The sequence below is a fragment of the Pseudonocardia charpentierae genome (genome assembly GCF_031845345.1).
In the GTDB taxonomy this organism is placed as follows: Bacteria; Actinomycetota; Actinomycetes; order Mycobacteriales; family Pseudonocardiaceae; genus Pseudonocardia; species Pseudonocardia charpentierae.
On sequence record NZ_JAVREJ010000021.1, the window covers coordinates 12,621 to 26,661 of the forward strand.

General features: G+C 75.3%; 15 protein-coding genes. 1 reads left to right on the forward strand and 14 read right to left on the reverse strand.

Annotated elements, in window-relative coordinates; all coding sequences use genetic code 11:
• Positions 1-29: 29 nt before the first annotated feature.
• The 9 genes from RM445_RS24755 to metK all read right to left on the reverse strand — a co-directional run bounded on the left by RM445_RS24755 (position 30) and on the right by metK (position 9,908).
• Positions 30-761, reverse strand: a complete 732-nt coding sequence (locus RM445_RS24755) for a riboflavin synthase (protein WP_311559242.1) — start codon at positions 759-761, stop codon at positions 30-32.
• Positions 762-1,829, reverse strand: a complete 1,068-nt coding sequence (ribD, locus tag RM445_RS24760; RefSeq protein ID WP_311559313.1) for a bifunctional diaminohydroxyphosphoribosylaminopyrimidine deaminase/5-amino-6-(5-phosphoribosylamino)uracil reductase RibD — start codon at positions 1,827-1,829, stop codon at positions 762-764.
• 150 nt (positions 1,830-1,979) lie between these two features.
• On the reverse strand, positions 1,980-2,663 hold the full coding sequence (gene rpe, locus RM445_RS24765) for a ribulose-phosphate 3-epimerase (RefSeq protein ID WP_311559314.1): 684 nt from the start codon (positions 2,661-2,663) through the stop codon (positions 1,980-1,982).
• A 73-nt stretch (positions 2,664-2,736) separates the two neighbouring features.
• Entirely contained in the window at positions 2,737-4,221 is a 1,485-nt protein-coding gene (locus RM445_RS24770) for an RsmB/NOP family class I SAM-dependent RNA methyltransferase (protein WP_311559243.1), read from the reverse strand.
• Complete coding sequence (fmt, locus tag RM445_RS24775; RefSeq protein ID WP_311559315.1) at positions 4,218-5,150, reverse strand: methionyl-tRNA formyltransferase; 933 nt, start codon at positions 5,148-5,150, stop codon at positions 4,218-4,220. Before fmt ends, RM445_RS24770 begins: the two co-directional genes overlap by 4 nt.
• Before the next feature lie 26 nt (positions 5,151-5,176).
• Positions 5,177-5,722, reverse strand: a complete 546-nt coding sequence (gene def, locus RM445_RS24780; RefSeq protein WP_311559244.1) for a peptide deformylase — start codon at positions 5,720-5,722, stop codon at positions 5,177-5,179.
• 181 nt (positions 5,723-5,903) lie between these two features.
• Positions 5,904-8,042 (reverse strand): primosomal protein N', encoded by a 2,139-nt coding sequence (locus RM445_RS24785; RefSeq protein ID WP_311559245.1) that lies wholly within the window; start codon positions 8,040-8,042, stop codon positions 5,904-5,906.
• A gap of 164 nt (positions 8,043-8,206) precedes the next feature.
• A complete protein-coding gene (locus tag RM445_RS24790) occupies positions 8,207-8,698 on the reverse strand; it encodes a cupin domain-containing protein (protein ID WP_311559246.1) in 492 nt (163 codons plus the stop codon).
• A gap of 7 nt (positions 8,699-8,705) precedes the next feature.
• Positions 8,706-9,908: a methionine adenosyltransferase gene (gene metK / locus RM445_RS24795; RefSeq protein ID WP_311559247.1), complete on the reverse strand. Its 1,203-nt coding sequence runs from the start codon at positions 9,906-9,908 to the stop codon at positions 8,706-8,708.
• 278 nt (positions 9,909-10,186) lie between these two features.
• Between metK and RM445_RS24800 the strand changes: the two genes are divergently transcribed.
• The gene (locus RM445_RS24800) at positions 10,187-10,720 is read left to right on the forward strand and encodes an SH3 domain-containing protein (RefSeq protein WP_311559248.1); all 534 of its coding nucleotides are present in this window, start codon (positions 10,187-10,189) and stop codon (positions 10,718-10,720) included.
• 10 nt (positions 10,721-10,730) lie between these two features.
• On the opposite strand, the gene coaBC is transcribed toward RM445_RS24800, so the two are convergent.
• The 5 genes from coaBC to RM445_RS24825 all read right to left on the reverse strand — a co-directional run bounded on the left by coaBC (position 10,731) and on the right by RM445_RS24825 (position 13,994).
• Positions 10,731-11,957 carry a bifunctional phosphopantothenoylcysteine decarboxylase/phosphopantothenate--cysteine ligase CoaBC gene (coaBC, locus tag RM445_RS24805; RefSeq protein WP_311559249.1) on the reverse strand — a complete coding sequence of 409 codons (1,227 nt, stop codon included), beginning with the start codon at positions 11,955-11,957 and terminating at the stop codon, positions 10,731-10,733.
• Between the two features lie 31 nt (positions 11,958-11,988).
• Positions 11,989-12,264, reverse strand: coding sequence for a DNA-directed RNA polymerase subunit omega (gene rpoZ, locus RM445_RS24810; protein WP_311559316.1), 276 nt, complete (start codon positions 12,262-12,264; stop codon positions 11,989-11,991).
• A gap of 2 nt (positions 12,265-12,266) precedes the next feature.
• Positions 12,267-12,923 (reverse strand): guanylate kinase, encoded by a 657-nt coding sequence (gmk, locus tag RM445_RS24815; protein ID WP_311559250.1) that lies wholly within the window; start codon positions 12,921-12,923, stop codon positions 12,267-12,269.
• A gap of 25 nt (positions 12,924-12,948) precedes the next feature.
• Entirely contained in the window at positions 12,949-13,263 is a 315-nt protein-coding gene (mihF, locus tag RM445_RS24820; protein ID WP_311559251.1) for an integration host factor, actinobacterial type, read from the reverse strand.
• 368 nt (positions 13,264-13,631) lie between these two features.
• Positions 13,632-13,994 carry a response regulator gene (locus RM445_RS24825; RefSeq protein ID WP_311559252.1) on the reverse strand — a complete coding sequence of 121 codons (363 nt, stop codon included), beginning with the start codon at positions 13,992-13,994 and terminating at the stop codon, positions 13,632-13,634.
• Between the last annotated feature and the right edge of the window lie 47 nt (positions 13,995-14,041).

Consider the following 14,041-nt stretch of genomic DNA (forward strand, 5'->3'; position numbering starts at 1 on the left):
ATCCGCCTCCGGGGCTGCCACCTCACTACTCACGATCCCACCGCCTGCTGCTCCGCCGCGTCGTCGCCCGACGACACGGGCCCTGCTCCCCGGTGTGCTGCGCCCTGGTTGGATGCGCGGGCACCGGGGACGTACCCGACCGTGAGCCGCTCGACGTACTTCGCGACCACGTCCACCTCGAGGTTGACGGTATCCCCCACGGCGCGGGAACCGAGTGTGGTGTGCGCCAGCGTGGTGGGGATCAGCGCCACCCGGAACGTCGCGCCGTCCGTGCCCGCGACCGTCAGCGACACCCCGTCGACCGTGATCGACCCCTTCTCCACCACGTATCGCGCGAGGTCGGCGGGCAGGCTGAAGTGCAGCTCCTCGCTGCGAGTGCCGGGATCGCGACGCAGCAGCGTCGCGACACCGTCGACATGGCCCTGCACGATGTGGCCGCCGAGACGGTCGCCCACCGCCATGGCGCGTTCCAGGTTCACGTGGGTGCCGACCCCCACTCCGGCGAGGCTCGTCCGCGCCAGGGTCTCGGGCACCAGCTCGACGCGGAACGCGCCGCCGTCACCGGTGCCGTCACCGGTGCCGTCACCGGCGCCGGGCGCCTCCAGCGCCGTGACGGTCAGGCACACCCCGCTCACGGCGATGGAATCACCGTGGCGCGCGTCCGACGACACCGTCGGCCCGCGGACCGTGAGCTCCAGCACGTCGTCGGTGCGGCGCGCGGCCACCACCTCGCCGATCTCCTCCACGATGCCGGTGAACACCTACACCGCCCCTTTCCGCAGCGTCTGCCCGTCGGACTCCGACCGGGCAACCGAGGCCCGTGCCGGTTCGGCCCCGTCGACGGCGCCGTCGGGTCGTCCGTCCACGACGACGTCGACACCGACCCGGCGCACCTCGTCCACCTGCAACCGCCTGATGTCGGCGATCGTTCCCACGCCTGCGTCGGCGAGCGCCGCAGGCCCGGCGCCGAGCAGCGCCGGGGCGAGGTACGCGAGCACCCGGTCCACGCGACCGGCGGCGAGGAACGCCCCGGCCAGCCGTGGGCCGCCTTCCAGCAGCACGTCCACTACGCCGCGGGCGTGCAGGGCGGCCAGCACCGTGTCGGGGTCGTGCGTGCGCAGGTGCAGCACGTCCGGGGCGTCCAGTGCGAACCCGTGCGGGACGTCCCGGTGCCCCACCACCACCCGGAGCGGGCTGTGTTCGCGCAGCGAGCCGTCGGCACGGCGGGCCGTCAGTGCGGGGTCGTCGGCGAGCACGGTGCCGGTGCCCACCATGATCGCGTCGGCGGCGGCGCGCAGCCTGTGCACCTCGGCCCGGGCGTCCGCGCCGGTGATCCAGCGGCTGGTGCCGTCCGCTGCGGCACTGCGCCCGTCCAGGGTGGCCGCGAGCTTCCAGGTGACGTGGGGCCTGCCGGTCCGCACAGTGTGCAGCCAGGCCCGCAGCGGGCCGCGCGCGACCTCCTCGCCGAGCGTCCCCTCCTTCACGGCGACGCCGGCGGCGCGCAGCACCGCGGCCCCGCCGCCGGCGGTCGGGTGCGGGTCGCGCACCGCGAAGACGACCGTCGCGATGCCGGCGGCCGCCAACGCCTCGGTGCAGGGCGGTGTGCGGCCGTGGTGCGCGCAGGGCTCGAGGGTCACCACCGCGGTGCCGCCGCGAGCGCGCGGCCCGGCCTCCTGCAGCGCAGTGACCTCGGCGTGCGGGCCACCGGGCGGTGCCGTGGCACCGATGCCCACCACGGCGCCGGCGGTGTCGAGCACCACCGCGCCCACGGGGGGGTTCGGGCTGGTGGTCCCGAGCACCGCGGCCGAGGCGTCGAGTGCCCGGCGCATCGCGTCGACGACGGCGGGGTCGACGGGGGTGTCGACGGGGTCGGCGGGGGTGCCGGCGGGTTCGTGCGGAACGACGCCGGGGAGCGGCCGGGTCATGCGGTCACGAACCCTCGGTCGTGGGACGAGGGGCCGCCGCGGCGACGCGGCCGCTCACTCGGTCCACCGGTGCGGCGTGACGGCGCGCACCCGGTCGCGCAGCAGCGCGACGGCGCGGGCCGGGTCGTCGGCCCCGTACACCGCGGAGCCGGCGACGAAGCAGTCGACGCCGGCCTCGGCGGCGGCCTCGATGGTCTCGGCGTTGATCCCGCCGTCGATCTCGACCAGCAGACGCAGGTGCCCGGTGTCGACCAGGCGCCGCGCAGAGCGGACCTTGTCGAGCACGTCGGAGATGAAGCTCTGGCCGCCGAACCCGGGCTCGACGCTCATCACCAGCAGGGTGTCGAAATGGCGCAACGTCTCGACGTACGGCTCCAGCGGGGTCCCCGGCTTGAGCGAGAGCCCCGCCAGAGCGCCCGCCGCGCGGAGGTTCTTCGCCAGCGCCACGGGGTCGGCAGCCGCCTCCACGTGCACCGTCACGTTGTGCGCCCCGGCCTCGGCGTACCCGATGGCCCACCGGTCCGGATCGTCGATCATCAGGTGGCAGTCGATCGGCACCTCGGTGGCCGCCAGCAGCGCCTCGACCACCGGCAGACCGAGCGTCAGATTCGGCACGAAGTGGGCGTCCATCACGTCGACGTGCAGCCAGTCGGCACCCGCCCCTCCGGCGCCGGCGACGGCCGCGGCCTCGTCGGCCAGCCGCGCGAAGTCGGCCGACAGGATGCTCGGGGCGATCATCGGGTGCACGCCGCGAGGGTACGCCGCGCCGGTGCCGCCGTCCGGCGCGCCGGGTGCGGCGCGACGGTGGCGCTCAGCGCGTCCGGCGCAGCAGTGTCAGGAACATCGCGTCCGTTCCGTGCCGGTGCGGCCACAGCTGCACCGAGGGCCCGGGGCCGAGATCCGGCACGTCCGGCAGGTACGGCCGCGCGTCGATCTGCTCGACGGTGATGCCCTCGCCGCCGGCCGCCTGCTTGCCGCGGCTGCCGGTCGCGGCCGCGACGACGCCCACGGTCTCCGCGAGGTGCGGCGAGCACGTGACGTACGCGACCACGCCGCCCGGGCGCACGTGCCGCAGTGCCGCGGCGAGCAGCTCCCGCTGCAGCCGCGTCAGCTCCGCCACGTCCTCCGGACGGCGCCGCCAGCGCGCCTCGGGGCGTCGGCGCAGCGCCCCCAGACCGGTGCACGGCGCGTCGACCAGCACACGGTCGAAGGCGGCGTCCGGCAACGGCGCCGTCCGGCCGTCCGCGACGTGCACGGTGACCGGCAGCCCGTCGACGGCCCGCCGCACCAGCTCGGCACGGTGCTCCGCGGACTCGACGGCGTCCAGGGTCCCGCCCTCGAGGGCGAGGAGCCCGCCCAGGAGCACGGACTTGCCGCCGGGCCCCGCGCACAGGTCGAGCCACCGGTGCCCGTCGCCGTCGACCGGCGCGCGGGTCAGGGCCAGTGCCACGAGCTGGCTGCCCTCGTCCTGCACCACCGCGAGGCCCTCGCGCACGGCGTCGAGGTCCCCGACGTCGCCGCCGCCGGGTTCCAGGTGCACGCCGTAGGGCGAGTACGGCGCCTGCTCGCCCCCGGTGACCAGCGCCAGCTCCTCCGCGGTGATCTCTCCGGGCCGGGCGAGCAGGTGCACGACAGGCCTGGCGTCGTCGGCGGCCAGCGCCGCGTCGAGCTCGTCGTCGACCCGCGCACCGAGCGCGTCCGCGAACGCCTGCGCGATCCATCGCGGATGCGAGTGGGCGAGCGCCGCGTGGCCGACCGGGTCTTCCTTCGGGTCCGGCGCGAGCTGCTCGACCCAGGCCTCCTCCGTCTGCTCACCGATCTTGCGCAGCACGGCGTTGACGAACCCCGCGGAGCGGGAGCCCGCGTCGACCCGGACGAGCTCGACGGTGGTGTCGACCGCCGCGTGCGGCGGGACCCGGGTCCGCAGGAGCTGGTAGGCGCCCAGGCGCAGGGCGTCGAGCAGCGGAGGCTCGATGCGGTGCAGCGGGCGCTCGGTGCACGCGTCGATCACGGCGTCGAGCAGGCCCCGGGCGCGCAGCGTCCCGTAGCCGAGCTCGGTGGCCAGCCCGGCGTCGCGGTCGCGCAGCCCGTGCCGGCGCAGGATCGCGGGCAGGGCGAGGTTGGCGTAGGCGTTGCGCACCCGGACGGCCGTGAGCAGCTCGAGCGCGGCCATCCTGGCCGGGTCGAGCTCGGGCGGACGGGACGGGCCCTGACGACCCCGGGGCGGCCCGGCACCGCGCGGTCCGGCCGGCCTGCCCTTCCGCTGCGGGCGCCCGGAGCGGCGTGGGGCGGTCATCGGAGCACCTCGCCCGCCGTGATGCGGACCCCGCGCGCCCAGTCCGGCGCCGGCATCGGACGACGGCCGACGGGGCGGACCTCGCCGAGCACCACCGGCGCGGCCACCGTGCCGACCAGCACCCGCCGCTTCTCGACGTGCAGCTCACCGGGCTTGAGCTCGGGGGCGTCGGCGGGGTCGACCGGCCGCACCGGGCCGAGTCCCAGCCGCTCGCCGCGGAAGGTCGTCCACGCCCCGGGGTCGGGGGTGACGGAGCGGACCAGCCGGTCGACGGCCGCCGTGGGCGCCGCCCACTCGACCCGCGCGTCCGACGCGGTCACCTTCGGCGCGTGCGAGACGCCCTCGACCGGCTGCGGGCGGGGCACCACCGTGCCGTCCGCGATGCCGTCGACCGTCGCCGCCAGCAGCGCGGCGCCGGAGACGGACAGGCGCCCCAGCAGGTCGCCTGCGGTGTCGGTGGGCGCCACGGCCTCGGTCACCACGCCGTACACCGGCCCGGTGTCGAGTCCCTCCTCCAACCGGAAGGTGGTGGCGCCGGTGATCTCGTCGCCGTGCCGGACGGCCGCCTGCACGGGCGCCGCACCCCGCCAGGCGGGCAGCAGCGAGAAGTGCAGGTTGACCCAGCCGGACCGGGGCACGTCCAGCGCGGCGCGCGGCACCAGCGCGCCGTAGGCGACGATCGCGCAGCAGTCGGGGGCCAGCGCCCGCAGCGTGTCGAGGAACTCCGGCTCGACGAGCCGCCGCGGCGTCAGCACGGGGATCCCGGCCTCGTGGGCCAGTGCGCCGACGGGCGACCGGGCCACCCGCCTCCCCCGTCCGGCGGGGGCGTCCGGCCGGGTCAGCACCGCCACGACCTCGTGCCGGGAGTCGAGGAGCGCCTGCAGCGACGGCAGTGCGGGCTCCGGCGTGCCGGCGAACAGCAGGCGCAGGCCGCTGGCGGGTTCGTCCACCACCGTCATCGCACCTTCCCGAACAGCGGGTGCGGGCTGACCTTCACCACGGGCGGTGCACCGAACCACTCGGCCGAGCGGATCTCGGCCATCGCCTGCTTGCGCGTCTCCGCGTCCAGGCGGTCGACGAACAGCACGCCGTCCAGGTGGTCGACCTCGTGCTGGATGCAGCGCGCGAGAATCTCGCTGCCCTCGATCGTGACCGGCTCGCCGTACATGTCGCACCCGTGGGCCACCACGTGCAGGTGCCTGCGGCAGTCCCACGCGAGGCCCGGTATCGAGAGACATCCCTCCGGACCGAACTGCTCCTCGTCGCCGACCGCCTCCCACGTCGGGTTGACCAGGTGCCCCGTGAAGCCGTCGCAGTCGTAGGTGAACACCCGCAGGCCCACACCCAGCTGCGGCGCGGCGAGCCCGGCACCGCCCTCATCGTGCATCGTGTCGGTCAGGTCGGCGACCAGCCGGCGCAGCTCGGCGTCGAACGTGGTCACCTCCGCAGCCGAGGTGCGCAGCACCGGATCGCCGAAGAGCCGGACGGGCTGGACGGGCACGGATCTCCTTCGACACGAGCGGGCCGGTGCGCCGGTCGGGCGCCTCGGTCGATGCCGTCGCGGCCGGCGCGGGGCGGCCAGCAACGGATCGACGCGGCACCTCGACGCCGTCAGGTGCGACGCGGCAGGGACGCTCCCGATTCTGCCACGTCGGGCCGACGGCACCGGTCCGCGGCGCCCGTCAGCCCACCTCGGGCGGATCCAGCCGCACCCGTACCGCGTCGGACGCCTTGCGGGCCGAGCGCTGCGCGGCGACGGCGGCGAGCGCGGCGGCCAGTGCGCGACCTTCCGCGCGGGGTACGCGCAACAGCGCGCGTTCCCGGGGCGGCGCGGCCGGGTCGGCTCCCGGCTCGGGATCCAGCTCGACCGGCCCGAGGACCTCGGTCCCCGGCGGGCCCAGCCCGGACACCGCACGCGGATCGAGCAGGGTGTCCGAGCCGAGCAGGGCGTCCGGGCCCAGCAGGGCCTCGACGACCTCGGCGACGGCCGGGGCCGCGCCCTCGACGGACGCCATCCGCACCGCGGGCGGGAACCCGACCTCGGTCCGCGCGGCCAGCTCGGTGGCGGCATGCCACGCCGGGTCCCACCGCACCAGCGCCTGCACCGGCGGCAGCGCCGCGTCCGCGACCACGACCACCCGGCCCAGCCGTCCCCCGTCGGACGCAGGCACCACGAGCGCCGCCGCGGCCATCCAGCGTCGCAGGGTCTCCTCGGCGACCCGCAGGTCGGGCCGCGAGAGCATCGCCCAACCGTCGAGGAGCAGCGCCGCGCCGTACCCGTCCTCGGCGGGCGGCTCCGCCCCGGGCGTGGCCACCACGAGGTCGGGCCGTCCGGGCACCCGGTCCAGCACCGGCGCACTGCCGCCCGACGTCCGGACCGTCGCCCCGGGGAAGGCGCGTCCCAGCTCCTCGGCCGTCCGCCCGGCCCCCACCACGCCGGCGCGAAGCCGCCGCGACGCGCAGGCCGGGCAGCGGAACGCCGGCTCCGCACGGCCGCACCAGCGGCACTGCGGCAGCCCCGCACCGGGGGCTCCGCCTCCCCCGTCCGCGGACGTCCGTGCCCCGCCCGGCAGCGCGAGTGGCCCCGCGCAGTGTCGGCAGCGGGCGGTCTCCCGGCACTGCGCACACGCCAGCCACGGCAGGTACCCGGCCCGCGGAACCTGGACCAGCACTGGTCTGCCCGCGGCCAGCGCCGTCCGGGCCGCCTCGAACGCCACGACCGGCAGCCGGCTCGCGGCCTGGTCGGGATCACGCGCGAGCTGGTTCCCGGTCTCGTTCATCGCCGTGACCCGCGGCGCCGCGGCCCGGACGGTCGCCCGGTCGGCCACGACCTCCTGCGCCCAGCCCGAAGCGACCAGCACCTGCGCCTCGGCCGTCCGGGCGAACCCGCCGACGAGCAGTGCCGCGCCGGCCGCGTGCGCCCGCAGCACCAGCACGTCCCGGACGTGGGGGTAGGGCGCGCGGGGCTCCGCGTGCAGGTCGTCGCCGTCGTCCCACACCGCCACCAGCCCGAGCCGCTCCACGGGGGCGAAGACGGCCGATCGGGTCCCCACCACCACCCGCGCCGCACCGCGGCGCACCGCCAGCCAGCGCCGGTACCGCTCGGCGGGGCCCAGCTCGGCGGTCAGCGCCACCACGGCCTGCTCCCCCAGCTGCGCCACGCACGCCGCGTGCAGCGCGGCGACGTCGCGCTGGTCCGGCACCACGAGCAGCGCACCCCGGCCGGCTCCGGCCGTGGCTGCGGCGGCCTCGGCGAGCCGGTCCGCCCACGACTCCCCGGGCAACGGCTGCCAGACCGCGTGCGCCGCCCGGCCTCCCCGGAGCGCGTCGAGCAGCGCAGGGCCGCGGGGGTACCGGGACCACGCCGCGGCCCCGTCCCCCACCGTCCCTTCCCCCACCGCGGCGGTGCCCGTGCCGTCGGGCAGGACCTGCGGCTGGGCCTCCACCCGCGCGTGCCGGGGCGGCACCGCGAGACGCAGCACGTCCGCCAGCACGCCCGCGTACCGGTCCGCCACCGCCCGGCACAGGGCCGCGACGTCGGCGGTCAGGACCGGCTCCGGCGAGACCACCTTGTCCACCCACGCCAGGCGCCCGGCGTGGTCGCTGTCGGCGACCCGCTCGAGCAGGAACCCGTCGACCAGCCGCCCGGCGAACCGGACCCGCACCCGCACCCCGGGTGCCGCCGCGTCGTCGAGGTGGGCGGGCACGCGGTAGTCGAACGGCCGGTCCAGGTGGGCGAGCGCGACGTCCACGGCGATCCGGGCGACGGGCAGGGTCGCCGCGGGGCGCCACTCCCCCCGCGTCCGGGTCGCTCGCGTCACCGCTCCTCCTCCGCGGGCCGGCGCGCAGGGCCGGGCCCGGCAGCATCCTGCCCCGCGGGCCCGGCCCGTCGGCGATCACCCGCCACTTCGCGCGCCGCGTCCGGCCGGTACCGGCGTTCCGACGCGCGCGGAGCCCGGGAGACCGCGCGAGGTACTGGGAGCGGCTAGGCCAGGTTCACCTGGTCGTGGCGGGCGTAGAACGCGACCCGCTCCTCGGGGGTGAGCTCCACACCCTTCTCGCGCATCTGCGCCAGCTCGGTGAAGAACCGCTCACGGGCGATCCCGGGGGCGAACAGGATGAGGAACGACGTGGGCACATCGGCGTCGTTGCGGAAGCCGTGCACACCGTTCTCCGCGACGTGCACGAAGTCGCCCGGGCCGAACGTCGTCCACGAGTCGTCAGCGAAGATCGTCAACTCGCCGCTGAGCACGTAGAACGACTCGGAGAACGTGCGATGGACATGCGGCCCGGGCCCCGGCGAGCGCGGACCCATCGCGTACTCGAACAGCCCGTACCGCCCGGCCGTCACCGATCCCGGCGCGACGAACCGCAGCGTCGGCGGGCCCGGCAGGTCAGGCGGGTCCGCCGCGCGCGAGACGGTGACGCCTCCGCGCGACGGGCCGCCGGTGGTGAAGCCTCCGGTGGTGAAACTCACAGCGCTGTCAGGCGTTCGCGGCTGACCGCAGGGCCTCGGCGCGGTCCGTGCGCTCCCACGGCAGGTCGAGGTCCGTGCGGCCGAAGTGGCCGTACGCCGCGGTCGGCGCGTAGATCGGGCGCAGCAGGTCCAGGTCCCGGATGATCGCGGCCGGCCGCAGGTCGAACACCTCGGTGATCGCGCTCTGGATCCGCAGCGGGTCGACCCGCTCGGTGCCGAACGTCTCCACGAACAGCCCCACCGGCGCGGCCTTGCCGATGGCGTAGGCCACCTGGACCTCGATCCGGTCGGCCAGCCCGGCCGCCACCGCGTTCTTCGCCACCCAGCGCATCGCGTACGCGGCCGACCTGTCCACCTTCGACGGGTCCTTGCCCGAGAACGCGCCGCCGCCGTGTCGGGCGAAGCCGCCGTAGGTGTCGACGATGATCTTGCGGCCGGTCAGGCCCGCGTCGCCCATCGGGCCGCCGACGACGAACCGGCCGGTCGGGTTGACCAGCAGCCGCACGTCCGTGCAGTCGAGTGCGAGCTCGGCGATCTCCGGCATCACGACGTGCTCGCGGATGTCCGGCGCGAGCATCGCGTCGAGGTCGATGTCCGCCGCGTGCTGCGTGGAGACCACCACGGTGTCCAGGCGCACGGCCTTGTCGCCGTCGTACTCGATCGTGACCTGCGTCTTGCCGTCCGGGCGCAGGTAGGGCAGCACGCCCCGCTTGCGCGCCTCGGTCAGCCGGCGGGCCAGCCGGTGGGCGAGCGCGATCGGCAGCGGGAGCAGCTCGGGGGTGTCCGTGTTGGCGTAGCCGAACATCAGGCCCTGGTCACCGGCACCCTGCCGGTCGATCTCGTCGTCCGCGCTCTCCACGCGGGCCTCGTAGGCGGTGTCGACGCCCTGCGCGATGTCGGCCGACTGCGCGCCGATCGCGACGTTCACACCGCACGAGGCGCCGTCGAAACCCTTGGCCGACGAGTCGTACCCGATCTCCAGGATCCGGTCGCGCACGAGCCCCGGGATGTCGACGTAACCACTCGTGGTCACCTCGCCGGCGACGTGCACCTGACCGGTGGTCACCATGGTCTCGACCGCCACCCGGCTCCGCCGGTCCTGCTCGAGCAGCGCGTCGAGGATGCTGTCGCTGATCGCGTCGCACATCTTGTCCGGATGACCCTCGGTCACCGACTCGCTGGTGAACAACCGCCGACCTGCATTCGCCACGCCGTGCTCCGTCCTCATCTGCGCTGAACCGCACCGGAGCGTAATCCGCACCCGGCCACGGACCCCACGCCGTCGTCGAGTGTGCCGTCCGGTTCTCGTCCCCGGTGTCCTCAAGGTTACGGGTGTCCGGCCGTTGCTCACCCACCGCAGCGTCCGGCGACGTTCGTCACCACTTCCGGTGATCCACGACCGAGGTGGCGAATCGGTAACGGACACGCTCGTTGGGCTGCGCGGGGTGCCGAACGGCATTCCGTCCGATTTCCGCAGAGGACGAGCACATGAACCTGAGCACCCGTTCCACCCGCACGGTCGCGGCCGTCGGTGCCGTCGTGGCCGCCGGCACGGCGACCTTCATGGCGGTCGCCGCGGGCACCGCGTCCGCCGACGAGCCCGGCCACTGCCTGCAAAACGTCAACGTCCGCGAGGAGGCCGACGTCAACTCGCGGATCGTCGCGATGTGCGAGGCCGGCACCCAGGTCACGATCGGGCCGGAGAAGGAGGGCTGGGCGTACCTCGAGAACCTCCGCGGCTGGGCGTCGCGCGACTTCATCAAGGCCGACCAGGCCCCGGCGCCCGCGACACCCGCCGCGGACCGGAGCGGTGAGGCGGCGGCCGACTCGTCGGACGACAGCTCCTCGGCGAGCGAGTCCGCGAGCAGCTCGTCGAGCGAGCGGGCCCCCAGCGACGAGACCGCGGGCGACCGGGGCTCGAGCGAGGGCAACTCGCGCGAGCGGGCCGACTCCGGCAGTGAGTCGGAGCGCCCGGGATCGGCGCGCGTCGGGGGCCAGGACGTGGCCGGTCTGCTCCGCTGACCCGGGCGGTTCAGCCGGTACGCAGTCGTGCGGCGACGGCGTCCCACACCCGGGACGCCAGCAGACCCTTCGAGCCCGACGGCAGCTCCACCTCGCTGCCGTCGGCCCCGAGCAGCCAGCCCGCGTTGTCCGGCACCTCGAACGCGCGGCCGTCGCCGACCGCGTTGACCACCAGGAGGTCCGCACCCTTGCGGGCGAGCTTGGCCCGGCCGTGGTGCAGGACGTCGCCGGTGTCGTCGCCGGTCTCGGCGGCGAACCCGACGATCACCTGGCCGGGCTCGCGGGTGCCGGTGAGCTCGACGAGGATGTCCGGGTTGCGGGTCAGGGTCAGGGGCTCCGGGTCCGCCGACCCTTTCTTGATCTTGTTGGCCGCGAAGGCCGTGGGCCGGAAGTCGGCGACCGCCGCCGCCATGACCACGGCGTCGGCGCCCTTCGCGGCCGCGAGCACCGCCTCCCGCAGCTCGCGGGCCGAGCTGGCGCGCACCACGTCCACCGCGGCCGGGTCGCCCAGGTCCGCGGTGTGCGCGGCCACGAGCGTCACCGACGCACCGCGCTGCGCCGCGACCCGGGCGAGCGCGTAGCCCTGGCGGCCCGACGAGCGGTTGCCGAGGTAGCGGACCGGATCGAGTGCCTCACGGGTGCCACCCGCGGACACCACCACCCGCCGGCCCGCGAGGTCGCGGGGCAGCGCGTCGGACCGCTCCAGCAGCAGCCGGGCGAACTCGGCGATCTCGGCGGGCTCGGGGAGGCGCCCCGGCCCGGTGTCACGGCCGGTGAGCCGGCCCGAGGCCGGCTCCATGACGACCGCGCCGCGGCGGCGCAGCAGCGACACGTTGTCGCGCGTCGCCGGGTGCTCCCACATCTCGGTGTGCATCGCGGGCACGAAGAGCACGGGGCAGCGCGCCGTCAGCAACGCCGCGGTGAGCAGGTCGTCCGCGCGCCCGTGCGCCGCGCGGGACATCAGATCCGCCGTCGCCGGGGCGACGACGACCAGGTCGGCCTCCTGGCCGAGCTTGACGTGCGGGACCGCCGGGACGTCCGCGAACACCCCGGTGTGCACGGGCAGCCCGGAAAGGGCCTCGAACGTGGCCGCACCGACGAACTGCAACGCGGACGCGGTGGGCAGCACCCGGACCGAGTGCCCGCTCTCGGTCAGCCGCCGGAGCAGCTCGCACGCCTTGTAGGCGGCGATGCCGCCGGCGACCCCGAGCAGAACACGGGGCCGCGTCCCGTCCACCTCGCCCCGTCCGGGCCGACGCGCCCGCGCGCTACTCGGCGCCCTCGGTGTGCTCGAGGAGGCCGGCCTGGATCTCGCGCATGGCGATGGACAGCGGCTTCTCGCGCGGGCCCGGCTCGACGAGCGGGCCGACGTACTCGAGCAGGCCCTCGCCGAGCTGCGAGTAGTAGTCGTTGATCTGCCGGGCTCGCTTGGCGGCGTAGATCACCAGCGCGTACTTCGACGAGACCTGGTCGAGCAGGTCGTCGATCGGCGGGTTGGTGATGCCCTCGGGAAGCGCGCCCGTGGGGGCGCTGGTCAGCGGCATGCTCACTCAGGAACTCCTGTGATCGGGGGTGCACCGGCCGGAACGGCGGCGCTGTTCCGGGGAGCAGCGGCACCGGAGCCGGGACCGACCATCAACTCTACCAACGTGGCGACGACTGCCTGCAGGTCGTCGTTCACCACCACCACGTCGAACTCGTGGCAGGAGGCGATCTCCTCCTGGGCGGTGTCGATGCGGCGGGCGAGCTGGGCGTCGGTCTCGGTACCGCGGCCCCGCAGGCGCCGGACGAGCTCGTCGAACGACGGCGGTGCGAGGAAGACGGTGATCGACTCCGGCATCGCCGCCTTGACCGCACGCGCACCCTGCAGATCGACCTCCACGAGCACCGGCCGCCCCGCGTCCAGCGCCTGCTCGACGGGCGCCCGCGGCGTGCCCGACCGCTGCAGCCCGCCGTGGATCTCGGCCCACTCGAGCAGCTCGCCGCGGGCGATCAGCTCGTCGAAGCCGGCCGGACCGACGAACCGGTAGTCGCGTCCGTCGACCTCGCCGGCCCGGGGGTCGCGGGTGGTCGCCGACACGCTGAAGTACAGCGTGGGCAGCGCGGTCCGCAGGCCTGCCACCACGCTGCTCTTGCCGACGCCGGAGGGGCCGGCAAGGACGATCAGCCGGCCCCTCCGGGGGTCGTGCGACGTGGACGTCACGCCCGCAGCTCGGTGACGAACCGAGTCACGACTCGAAGTCGGCGAGCAGCGCCTTGCGCTGCCGGTCGCCCAGGCCCCGGAGCCGGCGGCTCGGGGCGATTTCCAGTCGCTCCATGATCTGCGCGGCGCGGACCTTGCCGACACCGGGCATGGCCTCGAGCAGTGCCGAGACCTTCATCTTGCCGAGGACCTCGTCGCTGTCGGACTGCGTGAGGACCTCCTCGATGGTGGTGCCGCCACGCTTGAGGCGGTCCTTCAGCTCGGCCCGGGTCCGACGCGCCGCGGCCGCCTTCTCCAACGCGGCAGCGCGCTGTTCCTCGGTCAGCTGGGGAAGGGCCACGGTCTCCTCCGTCGTTCTGTCCGTACGACTTGCGCGGCACCGGGTGGGTCCGGGGCCACATTCCGCCCCCCGCGGGGCCTGCCCGTCGGGTGCATCCGAACGTACTCACGCACGATCGATATGGGAAAACGGGGGTCCACCTGGTGGTTCTCCGTAGCGCTCACCCGGACGGGCGATAAGGGCGCCTACCCCGCCGTGCGGTTGTCACCCACCGCTCGGCGCACGCTTGTATCTCGACTTTCGCCACTCTCCGTATCGAGGCGACCGCTCGACGTGGCCATTACGGAGGGGTGTCGGCCGGAAGACGGCCGTCCGCGGCACCGGACCGGTCAGCGCAGGATGCAGGCGCCTTGCCCCGGTCGCCGCTGTCAGCGCAGCGCGCGCAGGGTGGCGGGGGTCAGGTCCTCTTTGTTGAGGTACGTCGTCGCCCCGCAGGTGGTGGCGTCGGGCGGCAGGTCCGCCGTCGCGTAGGTGGAGAGCAGCACGACCCTCGTGCCGGGGTGCGACGCCATGATCCGGCGCGTGGCCTCGATGCCGCTGATCCCCGGCAGGTTGATGTCCATCAGCACGACCGCCGGCCGTACGCGCTCTGCCGCGGCCACCGCGTCCTCACCCGTCTCGGCCTCCGCCGCCACCCGCCAGCCACCGACCAGGTTCACGACCGTCCGGGCGACCGACCGGAAGGGGCGCTGGTCGTCGACGATCAGCACGTCCACCGGTTCCTCCGTCACGTCACCCAGAGTGCGTCAGGGTCCGGCGCACCAGCCATGGTGGTAGT

What these genes read in the sequence shown, in the direction of transcription:
- RM445_RS24770 (WP_311559243.1), bottom strand. Translation starts at nt 4,221, where the DNA reads ATGACCGCCCCACGCCGCTCCGGGCGCCCGCAGCGGAAGGGCAGGCCG.
- rpe (WP_311559314.1), bottom strand. Translation starts at nt 2,663, where the DNA reads ATGATCGCCCCGAGCATCCTGTCGGCCGACTTCGCGCGGCTGGCCGAC.
- ribD (WP_311559313.1), bottom strand. Translation starts at nt 1,829, where the DNA reads ATGCGCCGGGCACTCGACGCCTCGGCCGCGGTGCTCGGGACCACCAGC.
- rpoZ (WP_311559316.1), bottom strand. Translation starts at nt 12,264, where the DNA reads ATGCCGCTGACCAGCGCCCCCACGGGCGCGCTTCCCGAGGGCATCACC.
- RM445_RS24800 (WP_311559248.1), top strand. Translation starts at nt 10,187, where the DNA reads ATGAACCTGAGCACCCGTTCCACCCGCACGGTCGCGGCCGTCGGTGCC.